The organism is Tolumonas osonensis, from assembly GCF_014202415.1.
GTDB classification, from domain to species: Bacteria; Pseudomonadota; Gammaproteobacteria; order Enterobacterales; family Aeromonadaceae; genus Tolumonas; species Tolumonas osonensis.
Genome location: NZ_JACHGR010000006.1, coordinates 1 through 22,780, shown reverse-complemented (window position 1 = coordinate 22,780; position 22,780 = coordinate 1). Strand labels below are relative to the sequence as shown.

The 22,780-nt window shown below is 52.1% G+C and carries 19 protein-coding genes and 1 riboswitch; of the genes, 10 read left to right on the top strand and 9 right to left on the bottom strand.

The genetic code is table 11. The annotated features are described in order from the left end of the window. Positions 1 to 56: 56 nt before the first annotated feature. Both argA and lysC read left to right on the top strand, forming a co-directional pair. Positions 57 to 1,385 (top strand): amino-acid N-acetyltransferase, encoded by a 1,329-nt coding sequence (argA, locus tag HNR75_RS09220; protein WP_188026691.1) that lies wholly within the window; start codon positions 57 to 59, stop codon positions 1,383 to 1,385. 362 nt (positions 1,386 to 1,747) lie between these two features. After that, positions 1,748 to 1,918, top strand: a riboswitch (Lysine riboswitch). A 78-nt stretch (positions 1,919 to 1,996) separates the two neighbouring features. Continuing rightward, complete coding sequence (gene lysC, locus HNR75_RS09215; RefSeq protein ID WP_188026690.1) at positions 1,997 to 3,352, top strand: lysine-sensitive aspartokinase 3; 1,356 nt, start codon at positions 1,997 to 1,999, stop codon at positions 3,350 to 3,352. Between the two features lie 55 nt (positions 3,353 to 3,407). Here the strand turns inward: lysC and HNR75_RS09210 are convergent, their stop codons facing one another. Then, the gene (locus tag HNR75_RS09210) at positions 3,408 to 3,722 is read right to left on the bottom strand and encodes an AzlD domain-containing protein (protein ID WP_188026689.1); all 315 of its coding nucleotides are present in this window, start codon (positions 3,720 to 3,722) and stop codon (positions 3,408 to 3,410) included. After that, positions 3,719 to 4,417 carry an AzlC family ABC transporter permease gene (locus HNR75_RS09205; RefSeq protein WP_246358856.1) on the bottom strand — a complete coding sequence of 233 codons (699 nt, stop codon included), beginning with the start codon at positions 4,415 to 4,417 and terminating at the stop codon, positions 3,719 to 3,721. The genes HNR75_RS09210 and HNR75_RS09205 overlap by 4 nt, the downstream gene beginning before the upstream one ends. 78 nt (positions 4,418 to 4,495) lie before the next feature. On the opposite strand from HNR75_RS09205, the gene HNR75_RS09200 reads away from it, so the two are divergent. Then, complete coding sequence (locus HNR75_RS09200) at positions 4,496 to 5,017, top strand: GNAT family N-acetyltransferase (RefSeq protein WP_188026687.1); 522 nt, start codon at positions 4,496 to 4,498, stop codon at positions 5,015 to 5,017. Here the strand turns inward: HNR75_RS09200 and araC are convergent, their stop codons facing one another. The 4 genes from araC to HNR75_RS09180 form a co-directional block, all read right to left on the bottom strand. Next, positions 5,018 to 5,929 carry an arabinose operon transcriptional regulator AraC gene (araC, locus tag HNR75_RS09195; protein WP_188026686.1) on the bottom strand — a complete coding sequence of 304 codons (912 nt, stop codon included), beginning with the start codon at positions 5,927 to 5,929 and terminating at the stop codon, positions 5,018 to 5,020. Between the two features lie 186 nt (positions 5,930 to 6,115). Then, entirely contained in the window at positions 6,116 to 7,117 is a 1,002-nt protein-coding gene (araH, locus tag HNR75_RS09190) for an L-arabinose ABC transporter permease AraH (RefSeq protein ID WP_188026685.1), read from the bottom strand. A 36-nt stretch (positions 7,118 to 7,153) separates the two neighbouring features. Continuing rightward, positions 7,154 to 8,656 carry an L-arabinose ABC transporter ATP-binding protein AraG gene (gene araG, locus HNR75_RS09185; RefSeq protein ID WP_188026684.1) on the bottom strand — a complete coding sequence of 501 codons (1,503 nt, stop codon included), beginning with the start codon at positions 8,654 to 8,656 and terminating at the stop codon, positions 7,154 to 7,156. Between the two features lie 55 nt (positions 8,657 to 8,711). Next, positions 8,712 to 9,695 carry an arabinose ABC transporter substrate-binding protein gene (locus HNR75_RS09180; protein WP_188026683.1) on the bottom strand — a complete coding sequence of 328 codons (984 nt, stop codon included), beginning with the start codon at positions 9,693 to 9,695 and terminating at the stop codon, positions 8,712 to 8,714. Between the two features lie 365 nt (positions 9,696 to 10,060). Between HNR75_RS09180 and HNR75_RS09175 the strand changes: the two genes are divergently transcribed. The 5 genes from HNR75_RS09175 (at position 10,061) to tkt (ending at position 17,193) form a co-directional block, all read left to right on the top strand. Continuing rightward, positions 10,061 to 11,737, top strand: a complete 1,677-nt coding sequence (locus HNR75_RS09175; RefSeq protein ID WP_188026682.1) for a ribulokinase — start codon at positions 10,061 to 10,063, stop codon at positions 11,735 to 11,737. Beyond that, a complete protein-coding gene (locus HNR75_RS09170; protein ID WP_281364937.1) occupies positions 11,734 to 12,435 on the top strand; it encodes an L-ribulose-5-phosphate 4-epimerase in 702 nt (233 codons plus the stop codon). Before HNR75_RS09175 ends, HNR75_RS09170 begins: the two co-directional genes overlap by 4 nt. 17 nt (positions 12,436 to 12,452) lie before the next feature. Beyond that, on the top strand, positions 12,453 to 13,952 hold the full coding sequence (gene araA / locus HNR75_RS09165; RefSeq protein WP_188026681.1) for an L-arabinose isomerase: 1,500 nt from the start codon (positions 12,453 to 12,455) through the stop codon (positions 13,950 to 13,952). A gap of 80 nt (positions 13,953 to 14,032) precedes the next feature. Then, the gene (tal, locus tag HNR75_RS09160) at positions 14,033 to 14,986 is read left to right on the top strand and encodes a transaldolase (RefSeq protein WP_188026680.1); all 954 of its coding nucleotides are present in this window, start codon (positions 14,033 to 14,035) and stop codon (positions 14,984 to 14,986) included. Between the two features lie 206 nt (positions 14,987 to 15,192). Then, positions 15,193 to 17,193, top strand: a complete 2,001-nt coding sequence (tkt, locus tag HNR75_RS09155) for a transketolase (protein WP_188026679.1) — start codon at positions 15,193 to 15,195, stop codon at positions 17,191 to 17,193. A gap of 69 nt (positions 17,194 to 17,262) precedes the next feature. Here the strand turns inward: tkt and HNR75_RS09150 are convergent, their stop codons facing one another. Further along, positions 17,263 to 18,918: a putative transporter gene (locus HNR75_RS09150; protein WP_188026678.1), complete on the bottom strand. Its 1,656-nt coding sequence runs from the start codon at positions 18,916 to 18,918 to the stop codon at positions 17,263 to 17,265. A 220-nt stretch (positions 18,919 to 19,138) separates the two neighbouring features. On the opposite strand from HNR75_RS09150, the gene HNR75_RS09145 reads away from it, so the two are divergent. Both HNR75_RS09145 and HNR75_RS09140 read left to right on the top strand, forming a co-directional pair. Then, positions 19,139 to 19,522, top strand: coding sequence for a hypothetical protein (locus HNR75_RS09145; protein WP_188026677.1), 384 nt, complete (start codon positions 19,139 to 19,141; stop codon positions 19,520 to 19,522). Between the two features lie 25 nt (positions 19,523 to 19,547). Beyond that, positions 19,548 to 19,832: a DUF1289 domain-containing protein gene (locus HNR75_RS09140; protein WP_188026676.1), complete on the top strand. Its 285-nt coding sequence runs from the start codon at positions 19,548 to 19,550 to the stop codon at positions 19,830 to 19,832. Here HNR75_RS09140 and HNR75_RS09135 read toward each other — a convergent pair. Together HNR75_RS09135 and HNR75_RS09130 are read right to left on the bottom strand one after the other, a co-directional pair. After that, positions 19,829 to 21,193, bottom strand: a complete 1,365-nt coding sequence (locus HNR75_RS09135) for a leucine-rich repeat-containing protein kinase family protein (RefSeq protein WP_223157846.1) — start codon at positions 21,191 to 21,193, stop codon at positions 19,829 to 19,831. The genes HNR75_RS09140 and HNR75_RS09135 overlap by 4 nt on opposite strands. A gap of 267 nt (positions 21,194 to 21,460) precedes the next feature. Beyond that, positions 21,461 to 22,456: a Fic family protein gene (locus tag HNR75_RS09130; RefSeq protein WP_188026674.1), complete on the bottom strand. Its 996-nt coding sequence runs from the start codon at positions 22,454 to 22,456 to the stop codon at positions 21,461 to 21,463. Positions 22,457 to 22,780: the final 324 nt, after the last annotated feature.

Genomic DNA, 22,780 nt, shown 5'->3' with positions numbered 1-22,780 from the left:
CGAGTGGGGTTTTTTACCATCATAGCGCTACTTTTGATGTTAGGACATGACCAACCATGGTACGTGAAAGAGATGCAATGCTGGTGCATGCGTTCCGTCACTCGACTCCTTATGTAAACCATCACCGTGGTTCTACATTTGTGATCATGCTGAGTGGTGAAACCGTTGCTGATGAAAACTTTTCCTCACTGATTGCAGACATCGCTCTGCTGCACAGTCTGGGGATCAGACTGGTATTGGTTTTCGGTGCCCGACCGCAAATCGACGCGGCACTGATTCAGGATAATATTCCTCTGCGCTTTCATAAACATATCCGCGTAACAGACGATGAAACGTTCAGCGTTATCAAACAAGTCTGTGGTGGTATGCAAATGGATATCATGGCCAAAATGTCGATGGGTCTGATTAATACCCCGATGGCGGGCGCTCATCTGAACGTAGTCAGTGGTAACTTCGTCACTTCTCAGCCACTGGGCGTGGATGAGGGTGTTGATTATTGCCATGGCGGCCGTGTTCGCCGGGTTGATGCCGACGGTGTCAAACGTCAGCTGGATCAGCAGAACATTGTTCTGATCTCGCCTTTGGGTTTCTCCGTTACCGGTGAGAGCTTCAGTGTCAGCTCGGAAGAGGTGGCCGCCAAAGTCGCTATCGCGCTGAATGCCGACAAGCTGATTTCATTCTGTTCCCATCAGGGTGTGATTAACGATAACGGCGAGGTTGTTGCCGAGTTATTCCCGGAACAGGCAGAAGAATACCTGAGCCGTCTTGAAGAAGCCGGTGAGGACAGTTCAGGCACCGCGCGTTATTTCCGTTCTGCGATTGCAGCCTGCCGCGGCGGCGTAGCCCGCAGTCACCTGGTCAGTTACCGGGAAGATGGCGCGCTGGTTCAGGAACTGTTTACGCGCGATGGTATCGGTACACAGATCGTACGCCACAGTGCGGAACAGGCCCGCGCCGCCACCATTGATGATATCGGTGGCATCATGGATCTGATCCGTCCGCTGGAAGCGGAAGGTATTCTGGTCAAGCGTTCCCGCGAACAGCTGGAAATGCAGATCGATAACTTCTTCATCATCGAACGTGACGGCATGATCATCGCCTGTGCGGCACTGTATCCGTTCCCAGAAGAAGCCATGGCTGAGATGGCCTGTGTGGCAGTACATCCGGAATATCGCAGTTCTAACCGCGGTGATCGTATGGTATCGCAGATTGAAGATCTGGCCCGCGCCAAAAACATCCAGAAACTGTTTGTACTGACGACCCGTTCTATCCACTGGTTCCGTGAACGTGGTTTTGAGCCGGTTGAGGTAGAAGCGTTACCCATGGAAAAACAGCGCCTGTATAACTACCAGCGTCGTTCCAAGATCCTGATGAAAAGTCTGTAGAAAAATAAGAAAAGCAAAAAAAGACGGGGCCGTAAAATAGTCCGGCCCCGGTTTGGCAATGGAGATTTCTGGTTTCCACAATCGGGAATCTACCAACTTGCCCTATTATGGTTCGTGTCAGTCGTCACAGTTTGTTGCATTCGTTACCGACTATTAACATAAAGTCAAACCGCCATCACACTTCTCCCGCGTAAAAAGCACTGAAATCATTCAATATTTATTTTTGTGTACTGTTGATCGTGCATGAGGGATTCCCCTTTTTGGTGTTAGCCTGTTACAATGCGCAGGCAAATGCATAAATTTGCACCCCATCAGACGCAGCGCCGATGAGCATAGTGTTGCCATCCGCTGACACGTTAAATGGGGCCAGAAGAGGAGCGTTATCCAGGTCGCTGACAACAGGTGCCAAAACCGTTGAAGGTCAGTCAGGGGGTATAACGCCGAGATAGACACCATCTTTGGCGATGCTGTTTGTCGGCTGCGGGGGCTGAATCCTCCGGGCTGTCACCTGAGGGTGGAGCGCTTCTGGCTGGAAAGAATATCCCTTCCTGCCGCACAAGTTGCACCTTCGTTGTATCAGTTTGTTATACCTGCTTATTCAAGGAGAGCCCGTGAGCAAGGTTACTGTTGCTAAATTTGGTGGCACAAGTGTCGCCGATGCCGAAGCCATGCGCCGTTGCGCAGCCATCGTTACTCAAACTGCCAACACCCGTGTTGTGGTGCTGAGTGCCAGTTCCGGTGTAACCAACCTGCTGGTTGATCTGGCGCGCGGAACATTGTCTGCTACCGAGCAGGAAATTCATCTGAAAAAACTGAAATCCATTCAGGACAACATTCTGAGTGAATTGGGTAACCCTTCCCCACTGCGCGAAACCATGGACGGCATTCTGAAAGAAATCGCCGACATGGCTCGTCAGGCTACCCAGAACAGCGACGCTGCGCTGGAAGATCGTCTGGTGGCGCAGGGTGAACTGATGTCGACTCGTCTGTTCACTGAAATGATGAATCAGCTGGGCCACAAAGCGGTATGGTTTGATGTACGCAAGATCATGCGTACCGACAGCCGTTTTGGCCGTGCCACCCCGGCGATTGAAGCCATTCACAATCTGGCTCAGCAGGACATGGCGCCGTTGCTGAAAGATCATATCGTGATCACCCAGGGTTTCATCGGTGCGAACGCGGATGGCCAGACCACGACGTTAGGTCGCGGTGGTAGTGACTTCAGTGCAGCTCTGCTGGCAGAGGCACTGGGTGTTGATGAACTGGAAATCTGGACTGACGTGCCAGGTATCTACACCACCGATCCACGTCTGGTGAAAGAAGCACATCCTATTCCTGAAATCACCTTCTCTGAAGCCGCTGAAATGGCGACTTTCGGTGCCAAAGTGCTGCATCCGGCGACGCTGCAGCCAGCGGTACGTAAAGGCATTCCGGTATTCGTCGGCTCCAGTAAAGATCCGGCCGCCGGTGGCACCTGGGTGCGTGATACCACCGAATCCAGCCCGCTGTTCCGTGCGGTAACATTACGCCGTAACCAGATCCTGCTGACCCTGCACAGCCCGAACATGCTGCACGCCTGTGGTTTCCTGGCGCAGGTATTCACCATTCTGGCCAAACACGGTATCTCGGTTGATCTGATCACCACCTCCGAAATCAGCGTTGCTATCACGCTGGATCAGACCGGCAGTCAGTCCAGTGGCCGTTCTGTTCTGAGCGATGCAGTACTGGCGGAACTGAATGCGTTCTGTAAAGTGAAAGTAGAAAGCGATCTGGCGCTGGTGGCCCTGATCGGTAACCGCATGAGCGAAGTGAATGGCGTGGGTACTCAGGTATTCGATGCGGTCAGCGAACACAACGTCCGCATGATCTGCTACGGTGCCAGCACGCATAACCTCTGTTTCCTGGTTCCGGAATCAGATGCTTCTCTGGTTGTACAGAAGCTGCACCAGCGTTTGCTGACGAAGTAATCGTTTAAATATCCGTTAAAAGGGCGTCAGTTGAAGTGACGCCCTTTTCTTTTGGTCACAACCACCAGCGCATCAGGCCAAATACCAGCAGGCCACAGCTGATCACCACCAGCTGACGGTTGCATTTCAGCGCAACCACAAATGCGGCCAGTGCGGCAATCAAATGGGCGTTGTGCCAGTTCAGCTGTACGGCGCCGTCGTGGATCAGGGTCGTCTGAGCAATAATGGCACTCAGCACCGCAATCGGCACATAGTTGAAAGCACGCTCCAGCCATTCAGGAAATTCCATCTTTCCGGCCAGCAGCAAGGGCAAATAGCGTGGCAGGAAGGTCACCAGCATCATGCCGATAATCAGGGTCCAGTGATTCATTTCTTCATTCCTTTTTCCAGCACCATCCCCGTGATCACCGCCAGTAACGATGAAATCATTAATCCACTCTGATTTGGCCAGTCGCGCATCAGGATGCTGCACACCACCGCTACCGCGGAACAGGCCCACTGCGGAAACCGTTTCAATGCCGGCACCACAATACTGACGAAAGCCACCACCATGGCGACATCCAGCCCCCATTCGGTCATGTTGGGCAACTGACTGCCCACCGTGACACCCACCAGCGTACACAGCGCCCAGTTGGAATACATAAACAGCGCGGAACCCAGGTAATACCAGATCAGTTCACCGCGTTGTACTTCGGTCTGCAGCCGCTGACTGACCACGGCAAAGGTTTCATCGGTCAGCCAGAAAGCCATCAGCGTACGCCGGGGCAGCGAGATTTCCCGCACATGCGGCATCAGTGCTGCGGCATACAGCATGTGACGCAAATTGACGATAAACACCGTCAGGCAGATAACCGGAAGGGCGGTCGCAGACGCCAGCAAAGTCACCGCGATAAACTGGGATGCACCGGCATAAACCAGCAGCGACATGCCCAGTACCGACCACAGGCTCAGACCATTATCAATCGCCAGTGCGCCGTACAACACACCAAACGGGGCAGCCGCGACCACCAGGGGCAGCGTATCAATCCACCCCTTGCGAAATAAGTTCCATCTTGAATAAGACATTACGTTTTTACACACCACGAACAAGAATGTACTTATGCTATCATCCATCGATATTCCGGCATAACCCACTTCTTTATCATGCAAATAATTCCATGTAGTTATGAGCGGCATGCGGCCGCAATCCTCGATATTTTCAATGATGCCATTCTGCATTCCACCGCCCTGTATGATTATCAGGCCCGCACCATGGAAAACATGGTCAGCTGGTTCAAAAACAAAGAGGCCGGCAATTACCCGGTGATCGGAATCGAGAATGAGCAGGGCGAGCTGATGGGATTTGCCAGTTATGGCAGCTTCCGCGCCTACCCGGCCAACAAATACACCCTGGAACACTCTGTGTATGTCGCCAAGGCACACCGGGGGAAAGGGATAGCCAATATTCTGATGTCACATCTGATTGAACTGGCAAAAGAGCAGAATTATCACACACTGATCGGCAGTATTGACGCGAGTAATCAGGCTAGCATCGCGCTGCATGAAAAGCTGGGCTTTACCTATGCCGGCACGATCCGTCATGCCGGTTTTAAATTCGGTGACTGGCTGGATCTGGCGTTTTATCAGCTGTTGCTGCCAACTCCGCTCCAGCCGGTGGATGGTTGATCAGAGCGAACTGGCGCTCTTGCGGTATTCGCTGGGGCTCACCCCTACCCGCTTTTTGAAGACGCGGGAAAAATAGAGCTGATCGTCATAGCCCACTTGCTGGCCAATCACGGCAACCGGCATGGGTGTCGTCTGCAGTAACAGTTTGGCGCGGATGATCCGCTGATCTTCGCGCCAGCGCACAATACTGACCCCCACCTGTTCCCGGAACAGATGCGCCAGCCGTGAGGGGGATAAAAACACCTGTTCAGCCAATGTCTCTATCGAGATTTCTGCCGAAAGGGACGCGCTTAAAATCTGGCAGGCTTCCAGAATCCGGTGATCCATCGGTACATGATCAGCAAGTGAGGTCTGTTCGTAGCAACGGATCAGCAGCCGCTCCAGCAGGTTCATCGCCAACTGCTCCGACATCGGGCGGATCTCTTTGTGTGTTTCCTCGATATCCAGAAACAGCGTGTCAAATTCATCGGTCAGATGCTGATCCGGCAGAGTGATCCGACCGACCTTCTCCACTTCATGCGGCCATTTCAGCCAGTCCGCCCAATAGGCCCGCGGCCGGAAATACACCCAGCGGTGATACCATTCCTCGCTGTCATCCGCCCGGCCGTAGTAGTGCACCGCCTCGGGAGGAAATAACAACAAGTCGCCCGGTTCAACCATAAACTCATGTTCGCCGGAAAATATCTTCCCCTTCCCTTTGACGGTCAGGTTAATGATGTAACCCTTCATACCATTCGGGCGGTCAATAATAAAATCCAGCACGCCGCCTTTTTCTATCGGCGTCAGACCTGATACCAGGAAGACATCAAACGCATAGCCCGGCAGCAGCGGATTCAGCTGTTTCGGTTTATCTTTGTGCATGGTGGACATAGCGGAAAATAACGTCTCGGTAAAAAAATCTGCTTTATGCATTGTATTCAGCCACCATTATTTTGTTGCATCCGGAATGGATAAATCTGCTGAGTAAGTGAATCTGATCACAAAGGCTGAGGCAACTTATGTAAACGTTACCATTTGTCTGTTGCGATCTTGCCACTACATCCGCCGGAAAAAAGGCCAGCAGGATCGCTGGCCAGAAAACGTGTCCGGGGGTGAACACTAAACACGTGCTTTGCGAAGCTGTTTGTAACGGTCGAACAGAACGGCAGCCAACAGGATCAGACCACGTACCACATACTGTGCGAACGGAGAGATGTTCAGCAGGTTCATGGCGTTTTCCATCAGTCCCAGAATCAGTACACCGGCAATCACATAGGAGATTTTGCCGATACCGCCCTTCATGGAAACACCACCCAGTACGCAGGACGCGATAACAATCAGCTCGAAACCGATAGAGGTCATAGGCTGGCCGGAAGTCATACGGGAAGCCAGGATGATACCGGCCAGTGCCGCAATCAGACCGGTCATGGTGAAGATGATGATTTTGGTACGGACAACGTTTACACCTGCCAGACGCGCCGCCTCTTCGTTACCACCGATAGACAACGTGTTACGGCCAAAGGTGGTTTTGTTCAGCAGTAGACCGAAAACCGCGAAGCAGACAGCGGTGATCCAGACTGGAGTCGGAATACCCAGCATGGAGGAGTTACCGATATCAAAGAAACTTTCTTCAACGATACCCACCGCTTTACCGTCAGAGATGATATAGCCCATACCGCGCGCCATCTGCATGGTGGCCAGGGTCGTGATCAGGGCGTTGATCTTGAATTTCGCCACCACAATCCCGTTGATCAGACCGAACAGTAGACCGACACCCAAACCGGCCAGGATCCCCATGGTAATGCTTTCGGTCGCGTTGATCGCTACCGCGCAAGTCACACCGGAGCAGGCAATAATGGAACCGACGGACATATCGAATTCGCCGGACGCCAGACAGAACAGCATGCCGCAGGCGACCATACCGGCCAGCGATACCGCCAGGCCCAGCCCTTTCATGTTAATGATGCTGGCAAAGTTAGGAATCGTCACACTCGCAATCAGGAACAGGATGGCGAAAATCACCAGCATTCCGTATTGATCCCAGATCCGGGATAAACTCAGACCTGACTGTGAGGTCTCTTTTTTACCGGTTGCCTGTGCAGCCGCAGTGGTTGTTGCCATAGTCGTTCTCCTCAATTTACTCAAATCTGAAACCGGTTATTGTCTGGCTGGCATCGCCAGATGCAGTGCCTTCACTTCATTGGCTTCGGTGTGTAACAGTTCGCCGGATACCCGTCCTTCCCGCATCACCATGATGCGATCAGATACACCCAGCACTTCCGGCAATTCACTGGAAACCACCACCACGGCGATCCCGGATTTGGCCAGATCGTAAATCACGTTATAGATTTCGTTTTTGGCACCCACGTCGATACCGCGGGTCGGCTCATCCAGCAGGATCACTTTCATGTCTTCCGACAACCAGCGACCCAGAATGGCTTTCTGCTGGTTACCACCGGAAAGATTGGCGATAGCCTGGTGAGGAGACGGTGTTTTCACCCGCATATCACGGATACGCAGTTTGGCGTTTTCATCCTCCCATTTCTGGTTGATGATGAAACCACCACGCGCTTTATGGCGACGGGCACTGATGTTGATGTTTTCCTGCACGGAGTGGATTGGAATGATCCCCAGCGCTTTACGGTCTTCGGTACAGAGCATGATGCCGCTGTGAATGGCATCGATCGGGTTGCGGATCGGTACCTGTTTGCCGAACACGGAAATCTCGCCGGAAACCATCTTTTCCGCACCGAAAACCAGTTTCAGCATTTCACTGCGACCGGCGCCAACCAGTCCGAAAATGCCGAGAATTTCCCCGCGTTTTACCTGGAATGACACCGATTCTTTCAGACCCGGTCCCATCAGGTTTTTGACTTCCAGCCCGGTTTCGCCGTGCGGACGGGGCTCATAGCCGTAGATATCGGTCAGATCACGCCCCACCATGGTTTTCACCAGCAGATCACGATCCACTTCGGCCATGGATTCAAAGGTGCGGACAAACTGACCATCCTTGAACACGGTGATGGCATCGCACAGCTCAAAGATTTCATCCATGCGGTGAGAGACATACAGGATGACTTTCCCTTCATTGCGTAACTGATTAATCACGCGGAACAGTTGTTCAATTTCACGGGACGAAAGGCTGCTGGTCGGTTCATCGAAGGCAATTACCCGCGCATCGCGTGTCAGCGCTTTGGCAATTTCGACCATTTGCCACTGCCCCAAAGAGAGGTATTTCAGCGGTGTTTCCGGTGACACATCCATACCCAGACGCGCCAGCTGACGGGCGGCATCCTGATACAGTTTTTCTTTATCGATGAAACCATGCTTGGTTGGCAACTGACCCAGATAAATGTTTTCTGCAATGGTCATTTCCGGTACCAGATGCAGTTCCTGGTAAATAATGGCAATACCGCTTTCCAGTGCGTCCACCGTATTCTGGAACGCCACTTCCCTGCCACCCAGTTTGATGACGCCATTGGATGGTGCCTGAAAGCCGCTGAGAATTTTCAGTAATGTGGATTTACCGGCACCGTTTTCACCCATCAGCGCATGCACGGTTCCTTCGCGGCAGGAGAAGGAGACATTCTGCAGTGCTTTTACGCCGGGAAATTCCTTGCTGATGCCACAAAATTCCAGATAAGGGACTGACTGATTCATTTTTTCGCTCCGCGCCCGGCATGGGAAAACCCATGCCGGAGCTTATTGATTCCGATTACAGGCCTTTTTTCTTCAGCTCGACTTTGAAGTTGTCACGCGTGATCAGCACAACGTCGGTCACTTCGGTGAATTTGGCGGGTTCAGCACCATTCACTACCCAGTCGTGCAGCATCTGAATACTCTTGTAACCGTGAACGTCCGGACTTGGCAGCAGAGAGCCGAAGAAGCCGGTCGCCTTGGATTTGGACAGCTCGTTCACCGCATCCACACCATTAATGCCGATACCGATGACGTTTTCAGCCTTGAAGCCCTGTCCTTCGGTCGCACGCACGCCACCCAGAACGGTGTTATCGTTCATACCGACGATCAGCCAGTTTTTCACGTCAGGATGCTGAACCAGCATGGAGTTTGCTGCGTCCAGAGCACCCGGAATGTCGTTCGCTTTGGTTGGTACGCTGTAAATCTGAGCTTCCGGGAAACCGGCTGTTTTCAGCGCGCTGATAGAACCTTCAACACGACGACGCGCGGTGTCCAGCTCATTGGCTGTGATCGCCAGTACGCCGGTTTCTTTCACGTCCCATTTGCGGTTGCCCATCTCTTTGTAAAGTTCCTGGCCCTGACGTTCACCAATTTTGGTAGCCGCCATCATCACCAGCGGTACGTCTGTCATCGGATTGCCTTTGGCATTCACAAACTGATCGTCAACCGTGATGACCTTCAGATCCATGCTCTTCGCCTTCGCCACAATGGCCGGGCCTAACTTCGGATCCGGTGTGCAAATGACAAAGCCTTTCGCACCGTTTGCCGCCAGACTGTCAATCGCGTTCAGCGTCTTCTCACCATCTGGTACCGCAATTTTGATCACATCAAAATTCAGATCCTGACCGGCTTTATCAGCAAAAGCCCATTCAGTCTGGAACCACGGCTCTTCCGGCTGTTTCACCAGATACCCCAGTTTCAGTTTTTCTTCAGCAAAAGCAGTATTTGCTATACCGAGTGCTAAACCTGCAGCAATCAGATTTTTAACCATTTTATTCATGGCAATGTCTCCAGCTGTTGTGTCAATACGTTTAGTTATTTGATGTTTCATTTGAGTTTGTTTTTATCAACATGAAAAACATTAAGCTAAAACAGGTGTTTATCGACTTCGTTGATTGAACACTATTAGTTGTAATCGTTTTCCCGGAAAAATTTAGCGACTTGGATCACGCCAAAAAATTGTAGCGATTTCGTCTATATCTTTAGCTATTTTTTGACATATCGAATTTTGAACTGTCTTCCACAATCCAATCAGATAGCCAATATATCCATATTTACAGCAGCCAATTACTAACCAGCTGGTGCTTTCTTCTCCTATGTTTCCAACACAGATATTTCACCCATTTACTTTTTCAGGAGAACACCATGTCTGAGCACATCGTCATCGGTCTGGACTTCGGCAGCGACTCCGTACGTGCATTAGCCGTGCGCTGCCGGGACGGTGCCGAGCTCGCTACCCATGTGGTTTATTACCCACGCTGGAGCGAAGGCAAATATTGCGACGCCATCCGCAATCAGTTCCGTCACCATCCACTGGACTACATCGAGTCGATGGAACAGGCAGTAAAACAAGTAGTTGCGTTACTGGATCCGGCACAACGCGCAGCAATCCGCGGCATCGGCGTGGACACCACCGGTTCAACCCCGGCACCAATCGATGCTGACGGCAACGTGCTGGCATTGCGGGAAGAATTTGCCGGCAACCCGAATGCGATGTTTGTTCTCTGGAAAGATCACACCGCGATCACCGAGGCAGAAACCATCACCGAGCTGTGTCACAGCGGGAAATTCGCGGATTACAGCCGTTACATCGGCGGGATTTACTCTTCTGAATGGTTCTGGGCCAAGATCCTGCACGTCTCCCGCGCCGATGCCGCTGTGCGTGAAGCTGCCTGTAACTGGATCGAGCTCTGCGACTGGGTTCCGGCCCTGCTCAGCGGCACGCAGGCACCGAAAGACATCAAACGCGGACGCTGCTCTGCCGGTCACAAATCACTGTGGCATCCGGAATGGGGCGGCCTGCCACCGGCGGATTTCCTCAATGCGCTGGATCCGCTGCTCACCAAAGATCTGGACTATCCGCTGTTCACCGAAACCTATACCGCCGACATTCCGGTTGGAAAAATCACCCCAGAATGGGCAGCACGCCTGAACCTGCCGGAAAACGTGATGATTGCCGGTGGTGCCTTTGACTGCCATATGGGTGCCGTCGGTGCCGGTGCCAGCCTGAATACACTGGTCAAGGTGATTGGCACTTCCACCTGCGACATCCTGATTGCCGATTACAAAACCATCGGTAACCGCGCGATCGCCGGGATCTGCGGACAGGTCGATGGCAGCGTGGTGCCGGGCATGATCGGTCTGGAAGCCGGACAATCCGCCTTCGGTGATATCTATGCCTGGTATCAGCGCCTGCTGAGCTGGCCACTGGATCAGCTGGTCAAAACCTATCCGGAACTGCGCACCGCGCTGGAAAACTACAAGCAGCAGATGCTGCCATCACTGACGCAAGCCTGGGATAAACAGATCGATCTGGCGCATCTGCCAGTGGTGCTCGACTGGTTCAATGGCCGCCGCACGCCTTACGCCAACCAGCGTCTAAAAGGCACCATCACCGGTCTGAACCTGGGCTCTGATGCACCGGATATGTTCGGTTCGCTGATTGCCTCCACCGCCTTTGGTGCCCGCAGCATCATGGAGTGTATGACCAGTCAGGATGTGCCGGTGGAACAGGTTACTGCACTGGGCGGTATCGCCCGTAAATCCACCACTGTCATGCAGGTGTGTGCCGATGTGATGAACCGGCCAATTCAGGTTGTCGCTTCTGATCAGTGTTGCGCGTTAGGGGCTGCCATTTTCGCCGCCGTTGCTGCTGACATTTATCCATCCATCAACGCAGCACAGGACAAAATGGCCAGCGCCATCGAACGTACCTACCAGCCACAACCGGAAAAAGTTGCCGAATACGAAACACTGTATCAGCGCTACCAGCAATGGAGTATCGCCGCCGAGCCTCTGTACAACGAGGGGAAATCAGCATGAGTCTGCAACATCTGAAACAACAGGTACTGGAGGCAAATCTCGATTTGCCCCGTTACAACCTAGTGACCTTCACCTGGGGCAACGTCAGTGCTATAGACCGCGAACGCGGACTGGTGGTGATCAAACCCAGTGGGGTCAGCTACGAGACAATGAAAGTCGATGACATGGTGGTATTGGATCTGGAGGGAAACCGTGTCGAGGGAACGCTGCGTCCTTCTTCCGATACCCCCACCCATCTGGTGATGTACCGCCGCTACCCGGAACTGGGCGGCATGGTGCACACCCACTCTACCCACGCGACGGCATGGGCTCAGGCACGCCGCGCGATCCCGATCCAGGGCACCACGCAGGCGGATTATTTCCATGGCCACGTCCCTTGCACCCGTCTGTTATCAGAGAGCGAGGTCAGTGAAGACTATGAAGGACTGACCGGTCATCTGATTGTGGAAACGCTGAAAAATACGCCACCACTGACCATGCCCGGCATTTTGGTTGCCAATCATGGTCCGTTCAGCTGGGGAAAAGATGCGCATGATGCCGTACATAACGCCGTCGTGCTGGAAGAAATCGCTCGCATGGGCTGGATCACCCATCAACTGAATCCGCAGGCAGGGGAACTCCCTGATTACATGCTGGAAAAACATTACCAGCGCAAACATGGCAAAAACGCTTATTACGGCCAGTCAGGCACAAAATAAACAATGAGGACAAGACAATGGAATTTTTAAAACAGTTAGAAGTATGGTTTGTGGTTGGCAGTCAGCACCTGTATGGCCCGGAAACCCTGAAACAAGTTGCCGATCATGCGCAAACCATCACCAGCCGCTTAAATGAAACTGCCGGTCTGCCACTGAAGATCGTACTGAAACCAACCGGTACCACACTGGATGAAATTTCGGCGATTGCCCGTGATGCTAATCACGATGAAAAATGCGTTGGCGTCATGGTGTGGATGCACACCTTCTCCCCTGCCAAAATGTGGATCCCGGCACTGAGTCAGCTGAACAAACCACTGCTGCAGTTCCATACCCAGTTCAACCGAGATCTGCCATGGAAAGAGATCGATATGGACTTTATGAACCTGAACCAGACCGCACACGGTGGTCGCGAGTTCGGTTTCATGGGTGCCCGCCTACGCCTACCACGTACCGTGGTTGTGGGTTACTGGGAAGATAAATCTGCGCACGAAAAAATCGCCCGCTGGATGCGTATCGCCGCGGCGGTGTATGACAGCCAGAAGATGAAAGTGGCGCGTTTCGGCGACAACATGCGTAACGTTGCCGTGACCGAAGGCGATAAAGTGGAAGCGCAGATCAAGTTCGGCTATCAGGTGAACTACCATCCGGTCGGCGATCTGGTCAGCGTGATCAACGCCGTCTCTGCTGGTGATATCAACGCACTGCTGGATGAATATGAAAACATTTACACCCTGACCGATGCGGTGAGAGTCGGTGGCGCACACCGCGAATCACTGTATGAAGCTGCGCGTCAGGAACTGGGGATGAAAAAATTCCTGCAGGACGGCGGTTTCGGTGCTTTCACCACGACCTTTGAAGATTTGTACGGTATTCATCAGTTGCCGGGCCTGGCTTGCCAACGTCTGATGCAGCAAGGCTACGGTTTCGGCGGCGAAGGTGACTGGAAAACTGCAGCCCTGCTAAGAACCCTGAAAGTCATGGGGACCGGTCTGCCGGGTGGTACCTCCTTTATGGAAGACTACACCTATCATCTGGAACAGGGTCGTAATCTGGTGCTGGGCGCGCACATGCTGGAAGTATGTCCATCCATTGCCAGTCAAAAACCAGTACTGGATGTGCAGCATCTGGGCATCGGTAAAAAAGCGCCGCCAGCCCGTCTGTTATTCTCTGCCCCGGCCGGTAAAGCAGTGAACGCCAGTCTGATCGACATGGGTAACCGTTTCCGTCTGGTGGTGAACAATCTGGATGTGGTGGATCTCCCACAGGCACTGCCAAAACTGCCGGTCGCCTGCGCATTGTGGGAACCAAAACCAAATCTGGAAGTCGGTGCAGAAGCCTGGATCCTGGCCGGTGCCGCCCACCACTCTGTGTTCAGTCAGGCAGTCGATGCCGAATACCTGCGGATCTACGCCGACATGATGGGCATTGAATTCCTGCTGATCGACGAGAACACCACCATTCCGGAACTCAAGAAAGAAATTCTCTGGAATGAGGTCTATTACAAACTTTCTAAATAAATTTAACGCCCCTGTTATCTCACAGGGGCGTCTTTTCTGTATAACTCAAATAAATCCGTCGTATGTGACAAGGAGTTACCGTGAGCAGTTTGTTAGACCAATTACGTGTCGTTACCACCGTCGTCGCCGATACTGGCGAGTTACCTGCCATTAAATTGTATTCCCCGGAAGACGCCACCACTAATCCATCACTGATCCTCAAAGCCGTTTCTAGTCCGGAATACGCGCCACTGCTGGAGCAGGTGGTGTTTCAGGCAAAACAACTTTCTTCTGATGTTGCTGTGCAGGTTGAAGAAGCCGCTGATCGTCTGATTGTGGCGATTGGCTGTGAAGTGCTGAAGCATGTCCCGGGCCGCATCTCCACCGAAGTTGATGCCCGCCTCTCTTTTGATACCGCCGCCACCATCGAAAAAGCCCGCAAACTGATTGGCCTGTACGAGTATCAGGGCATTCCACGTTCACGCGTGCTGATCAAAATTGCTTCCACTTGGGAAGGTATTCGCGCCGCCGAACAGCTGGAAAAAGAAGGCATTAACTGCAACCTGACGCTGTTGTTCTCCTTTGCCCAGGCCCGTGCCTGCGCCGAAGCCGGTGCCTTCCTTATTTCGCCGTTTGTCGGCCGTATTCTCGACTGGTACAAGGCCAAAACCGGTGAAACCTACACGGCGGAAACTGATCCGGGTGTACTGTCGGTGAAAGCGATTTATCAGTATTACAAGCAGCACGGTTACAACACCGTGGTGATGGGTGCGAGCTTCCGCAATCTCGGCGAAGTGCTGGCACTGGCCGGTTGTGACCGTCTGACCATCAGTCCAAACCTGCTGCAGGAACTGGGCGAAACCAGTGGTGAACTAGTGCGCCAGTTGGCGGATGACGGTCTGCGTCTGCCACGGCCTGCCCCGCTGAGCGAAGCCGCTTTCCGCTGGCAGCATAACGAAGATGCGATGGCGACCGAAAAATTGGCGGAAGGCATTCGTAATTTTGCGATTGATCAGGTGAAGCTGGAGCAGTTGCTGGCAACGCGATTAGCTTAAGTTTCGTTCTTGTCCGGACTGTCGGCCAATGGAAACAACACCACCGACACGTCGTAAACCCATCCATGGGGACTCCGCCGCGCCATCCTTGGCGCGGAGGGTCGTTGACCTTGTTCCCATCGACCTCTCTGGTTACGGGTTGTTCACAGACAAAACCTATTTCTACATTTCCTATATCCCTTTGATGCTTTTATGGAGTTTTCCTAATGAGTTTAGATGCAAGAACCCTCGCCAATGCCGTGCGTATGCTGAGTGTCGATGCCGTACAACAGGCTAATTCCGGTCACCCGGGCGCCCCGATGGGCATGGCGGATATCGCTGAAGTATTGTGGCGTCACCATCTCAAGCATAACCCGGCGGACCCGCAGTGGATCAATCGCGACCGCTTTGTGTTATCGAACGGCCATGGCTCGATGCTGCTCTACTCCCTGCTGCATCTGACCGGCTATGACCTGCCGCTGTCTGAGCTGAAACAGTTCCGTCAGTTGCATTCCAAAACGCCGGGCCATCCGGAATACGGTTATGCCCCCGGCGTGGAAACCACCACCGGGCCACTCGGTCAGGGTATCGCCAATGCGGTCGGTATGGCGTTAGCCGAGAAAACACTGGCGGCGCAGTTTAATAAGCCGAATCACAATATCGTCGACCATTACACCTACACCTTTATGGGTGACGGCTGCCTGATGGAAGGCATTTCGCATGAAGTCTGTTCATTAGCTGGCACCTTAGGCTTAGGCAAACTGATTGCCTTCTGGGATGACAATGGCATCTCGATTGATGGGCATGTCGATGGCTGGTTTACCGATGACACCCCGACCCGCTTCCGCGCTTATGGCTGGCAGGTGCTGGATTCGGTGGATGGCCATAATCCGCAGGAAATCGAGATGGCGATTCAGGAAGCCAAGGCCAATACTTCTCAGCCAACGCTGATTTGCTGCAAAACCATCATCGGTTACGGTTCACCGAATAAATCCGGCAGCCATGACTGTCATGGCGCGCCGCTGGGCAAAGATGAAGTGGCGCATGTGCGCGAGTTCTTAAACTGGCCGCATGCCCCGTTTGAAATTCCGCAGGATATCTATCAGGCGTGGAACGCCCGGGAACAGGGTGCTCATCAGCAGGCCAGCTGGCAGCAACATTTCAGTGCTTACCGCGCCGAATACCCTGAGCTGGCCGCGGAACTGCTGCGCCGCAGCCACGGTCAGTTGCCGGTAGACTGGGCCGAACAGGCACAGGATTACATTAACGACCTGCAGGCCAATCCGGCCAACATCGCTTCACGTCAGGCCAGTCAGAAAGCCCTGAACGCCTATGCCAAAATCCTGCCGGAACTGCTCGGTGGCTCGGCGGATTTGGCACCATCCAACCTGACCCGTCATACCAGTGCCCTGGATGTCAGCGCCGAAGTGCCACAAGGCAACTACCTGCACTACGGCGTGCGCGAATTCGGCATGTCGGCCATCATGAACGGCGTGGCGCTGCACGGCGGCTTTATCCCGTACGGCGGTACCTTCCTGATGTTTATGGAATATGCCCGTAATGCGGTGCGTATGGCGGCGCTGATGAAACAGCGTTCGATTTTCGTCTATACCCACGACTCGATTGGTCTGGGCGAAGACGGCCCGACTCACCAGCCGGTGGAACAGCTAGCTTCTCTGCGCGTCACGCCGAACATGGAAACCTGGCGCCCGTGTGACCAGGTGGAATCAGCAGTGGCATGGAAGGAAGCGATTGAACGCCAGAATGGCCCGAGCGCGCTGATATTCAGCCGTCAGGCGCTGACGCAGCAACCGCGTACCCCGCAGCAACTGAGTGATATCGAACGTGGTGGTTACATTCTTAAAGACTGCGATGGCACGCCGGAGCTGATTATTCTGGCAACCGGCTCGGAAGTGGGTCTGGCGGTTAACGCGGCGAACACGCTGAATGCCGAAGGCAAGAAAGTCCGTGTGGTCTCCCTGCCCTGCACCGAGCGCTTTGACAAGCAACCGGCGGAGTACAAGGAACAGGTGCTGCCGAAGTCGGTCCGAGCCCGACTGGCAATTGAAGCCAGTATTGCCGATTACTGGCAGCGTTATACCGGCCTGGATGGTGACGTCATCGGCATGACCAGCTTTGGCGAATCTGCCCCGGCGGAGCAGTTGTTCAAACTGTTCGGATTCAGTGACGAGAATGTACTGGCGAAAGCACGGGCGTTGCTGGCTTAATCTTTAAGTATCATTAAAAACAAAGGCCATCATGATCTGATGGCCTTTTATTTACTGAAATATCAGGGGCTATCCCCCGCTGGTCCACAACAGGATCACCAGCAATTGCGGCGAAATAATACGCAGAAACATCACCATCGGATATACCGTGGCATACGATAAAGCGGCGGCATCACTGGTCGGATGCATTGCATTCGCAAAAGCCAGCGCAGGCGGATCAGTCATTGAGCCAGCCAGTAAACCACACAATGATAAGTAATTGATCTTGCCTAACATCCTTGCCAGAAATCCCGCAATCAATAACGGGATCAACGTGATCGCGACGCCGCACCACATCCAGAGCAAGCCATCACCGTCCACCAGCGTGGTAACAAAATCACCACCCGATTTCAGCCCAACCACTGACAGGAACAGCACAATCCCAATTTCCCGCAACGCCAGGTTAGCACTCGGCGGCATAAACCAATACAGCTTACCAATACTGCCAATACGCGACAGGATCAACGCCACCACCAGCGGCCCGCCAGCCAGCCCCAGCTTCAACGCCGCCGAAAATCCCGGGATATAAAAGGGTATCGAACCAACAATGACACCTAAACCAATTCCCAGAAACACAGGCAACATCTGAACCTGTTGCAGTTTATGCTGCGCATTCCCCACCAGCCCGGCAACGGAATTAATCGCCTCCGGCCGGCCAACCAGGTTCAGGATATCCCCAAACTGCAGGCTGGAGCTGCTGTTCGGCACCAGCTCTACCCCTGCACGGTTAAGACGTGATACGACGACATCAAATTTACTTTTCAGCTCCAGCTCACCAATGGTCTTTCCCAGCACTTTCTCATTTGTCACCACGACACGCTCAACCCGCATGTCGGTACCCTGAGTGGAAAGCGACGTTGCCACTTCTTCTCCAATCACCAGCCGGACTTTCCTCAGCGCCTTTTTATCCCCGACCAGATGCAGCAAATCCCCCAGCTGTACAATTGTATCCGGCTTCGGCACCATCAGCTCTTCACCTCGCTTGAGGCGGGAGCAAACCACATCCCCCTCCTCCAGATCCGGGATCTCCTGCATGGCCAGCCCTTGCAGATTGGCGTTACGTACCTCGACGTTCATCGTCTGAAGATTCGTTCGTCCGACACCAGATTGTTGCTGGTATAACCGGTTCTCACTTTCCACATTAATTCTGAAAACCAGCTTGATTAGCCACATTGACAATAAAATGCCACAGATACCAAACGGATAGGCCACGGCATAACTCAGGGTCATTACATTGGCATCGGCCCCCAGTTCTGTGAGCATCTGCTGGCCAGCCCCCAGCGATGGGGTATTCGTCACTGCGCCGGAATACGTTCCCAGAATAACCGGCAATGGAATGCCCAGTAATTTATGCAGCACCACTGCGACAATACAGCCCAATACCACCAGCAGCGCCGCAAATGCATTCAGCTTTAACCCGGATGTACGCAATGAGGAAAAAAATCCGGGACCAACCTGAATACCTATGGTGTATACAAACAGGATCAGACCGAATTCACGAATAAATTCCAGCGTGTGTAAATTCACCTCCAGCCCGTACTGTTTGGCAAAATGTCCTACCGCGATGCCACCAAACAATACTCCGCCAATTCCCAATCCCACACCATAAATACGCCAGTTACCAATCCACAGCCCCAGGATGGCAACCAGCGATAAAATACAGATAGCTAAGGCTATTTCACTCATGCTAAAGGTCCCTTGATATATTCAATTTCCCTTCGATCCCGGAACATCGCTTCCAGCCAGAATCACGCCCACACATTATCAATACGTTAATGTTAGAAACGATCCTGTGTGCCATTTGGCAAAATCAGTAAATTTCCCTGAAAATGCGAAGGGTATCGCCAAAAGAGTTCTAAACTTAACGTTAAAAGAAAGTTTGGCCGTTCATCACATGAGGGACTGCATGATGAAATCAATGACATGGATCCTGCTGAGCAGCCTGCTGGCATCTTCCGCCGTTCAGGCTAACGACAGCTTCGGCGCTGAGTTCAGTCATTTTGCAGGCCATACCGCGTTGGCGGGCGCATCGACTTACGTAGTGGATGAGTTCTGGCCAGAAGTGAAAGAGCCTGCCTGGGTTGGTTTCACTGTCAGTACATCTGTCGCCTTTGCCGGCGAAATCTACGATTCAACAAACGGGCATAGTTTTTCATGGTTGGATGCTGCTGTCGGAACGCTTGGTGCCGCCGTTGGTTCATACGCCACAGATAAACTCTATATCGCACCGAAATTAGAAACACAGAATGGTGATAAAACCTATGGTATGGTGGTAGTGTATAAATTCTGAACGATCACTTTGTGTAGCAATACGGATGACCCCATCAGACCAGCAGGAACAGTTAGAACTATTTCCCATTCCCAGCCCCTGTGTTGGCCGTTGTCAGACTGATAGCAGAGGCTATTGCATCGGTTGTTTCCGCTCACGGGAAGAACGGTTTGACTGGCTAAAGCTGACCCCGGCACAACAACGCGAAATCATCCGTCTTTGTAAACAGCGCAAATACCGCCGTCTGCTCGCAGCACAAAAACAAATGGCAGCGCCGGAGGCTGAAACGTCCATGACACTGCCATTATTTGATGATAATAAAGAGAACTAAACAACGGCCAGCGCAGTTGTAAGCAACTCACTATCTCTGATTACCCCGCATAAGAATCGGGTAATTTCATCAAAATCAGGTCGCAAGGAATGCTCTTCACTCAGACACGCCGCTGTTAAATCATTCAGGCGACAGATAACCTTTCGCAGCTCCGGCGATACAACATGGCATCGCCCGGTGAGTTCTTCCAGCAAACAGCCAAATGCTCTCACTTCCAGACACTCAAGTTTATCGGCTATGGTCCGGTCTTTAGTCTGATAAAACGACGCGGCGCCATAATCACCGATCAACGCCCGACCTTCCTTGCTATACAGAATATTATGCCCATAGAGATCACCGTGCATAATTCCCTGCCGGTGCAGATGCTGAACCGCCGAAGCGATGCTGGTCGCAATCAACAGTGCGGAAGATAAATCAAACTTTATCTCTTCCGGATAAATGTCACGCGTGCACGACGCCAGACTGGGCGGACCAGCCAGATTACGAAATTCCGGATTAATCAACTGCATCACCAGCCCATGAACATCTGCCGGATGTCCGGTGATTTTACCTATCACATTGATCAAACCCGGATGGCTGCCGGCTTTGATAGCCGCTGTCATTTCACATTGCGGCAGCCCATCACTGGTCATTGCACCTTTGTAAAGCTTCACCGCCACCGGAGAAGTAACCGCTTCCGAATGGTACTGTGCCCGATAAATCACACCGGATGCACCCTCACCCAATAACGGCCCCAGTGCCAGTTTATTCCAGTCAATTTCATCAATGCCTGCAGCCGCCTGCGCCTCTTGTTCCCACGCATGACTGAATGGATTACCGGAATAGGCCAGCCAGGACAATCGAGGCAAAGAGAGTAACCAGTCCGGTAAGGATTCCAGCCGGTTAGCCGCAATACGCAGCAATTCCAGGCGTTTACAATTTGCCAGTGACTCTGGCAAGGCCTGCAGCCTGTTACCAGCCAGCATCAGTTTCTGCAATTGCACACAGTTGCCAAGCTCAGAGGGTAACGTTTCAATTTCATTATCCGTCAGAATCAACCAGCGCAACTTTTCCGGTAACGAACAGGCAGGAACATTTCTGATCCGGTTTGTCTTAAAACCCACCATGGTTAATTCAGGACAACGTCCCAATACCGCCGGTAATTCCGTAAACCGATTCTCAGAACAGAAAATGATCCGCAGTTTTTTCAACCGGTGAAGATCATCCGGGAGTTCAGAAAGTTCATTACCAGATAAATCCAGAATTTCCAGCGTATCCGCCAGATCATAAATTTCAGCAGGAAAACGGGTCAGACCACAGCATAGTTTCAATCGCTGAATACCCGCTAATGCCCCCGCACGAAGCTGCTCAATTGTTTGCATCACACAACCTTATCAGCCAAAACAAAGCCCGCATAAAGCGGGCTTCAATTAACAAGGAACGGGATAAATTATTCCCACTCAATTGTATTATTTACATCTAATTCATTGATTTTAATTAAGTATTTTTAAATACAAAATAAAGATACCGACAAAAATACCGATCAGAGAAAAAGTTGCTTTTTTCGTTAAGAGCTGGATGAAAATTCACCAGATATTTAATTGCTAGCAACAATATCGATGATCTAAGAAAAACTTTTACCCTCATTATTATTCTTTTATTACCTGCCAATGGCCACCTTTTTTCGGCCCGATGAATGCTAAGCGGCCTTGTTGTTTCAATTTAGCGACAGATCGTTCAACTGTGGTGACTGATTTACCGATCTGCTGCGCGACTTTAGCCAGCGTCATATCCGGGTTTTCACTCAGTTGTTTCAGAATTAGATCAGGTGTTTTTACCCGCATTTCTACCCGCATTTTTACCCGCATTTTATCGGTGGCGAGTTGGGCATTAATGGCTTCTTGCAAGCTATCTTCGATGGCTTGTAATAAAAACTCGATAAAGGCAGAACAATCGCTTTTCTGATCGGATTCAGTCAGTAGCTGATAGTAGGTTTGTTGACGGTGCTTAATAACCGTTTCGACCGGCAGAAATGCCAACATGGGTTGCCAGTGGCTTAAAATGAGGGTTTGCCATAAACGCCCAATACGGCCATTACCATCACCAAACGGATGAATAAATTCAAACTCGTAATGAAACGCTGCAGAGGCAATCAGTGGATGAGCATCTGTATGGGCTAACCAATCAAACAGATCGGTCATCAGACGAGGAATCTGACTAGCAGGTGGCGCCATATGCACAAGCTGATCACCCCGATAAATACCAGCCCCCTTGCTGCGCCAATGGCCTGCATCATCAATCAAGCCATGCAGTAATAAAGCGTGTGCAGCCAGTAAGTCATCTATCTGGTGTGGATGCCACTGTTCCATCGCTTCATAGGCCGCAAAAGCATTACGCACCTCCTGGATCTCTTTCGGCAAGCCGAGCACCATTTTGCCTTCAATCACCGCTGTCACTTGCTCAAGTGTGAGAGTGTTCTGCTCCACGGCCAACGATGCCTGAATAGTTTTAATACGGTTGCCACGCCGCAACTCCGGCACCAGCCGATTCCGGTTGGCCGCTTTCCATGTGCCAATCAGTTCACCGATGCGGGCGACATGGCGCATCATGGTGTGGGTAAGCTGAAACGGTGGCTGATAAGACAATTATGCCTACTCCCTATAACCAGCAATTAGCGACTTATTGTGAACTCGTTTATTCATTTTCCCACTACACAGCTAGTTATTTTATAATATCTCTGAAATCTGAAGATCTGATATCTGAGTTGACAGGACTCAACATATCACTTGCCAATTTTCTCCGTCTGGATAAGAGTTCATCCAACGTTGCTTCAAATGTCACAATGTCCTTATCTCGAACTGTCGGATAATACACATTGAATCGCCACTACTTCACTAGACGACTTTTAGCCTCTTTAAAATACTGACGCTCATACTCTAGCGGCGACAGCCCATTATTGGAACTATGCT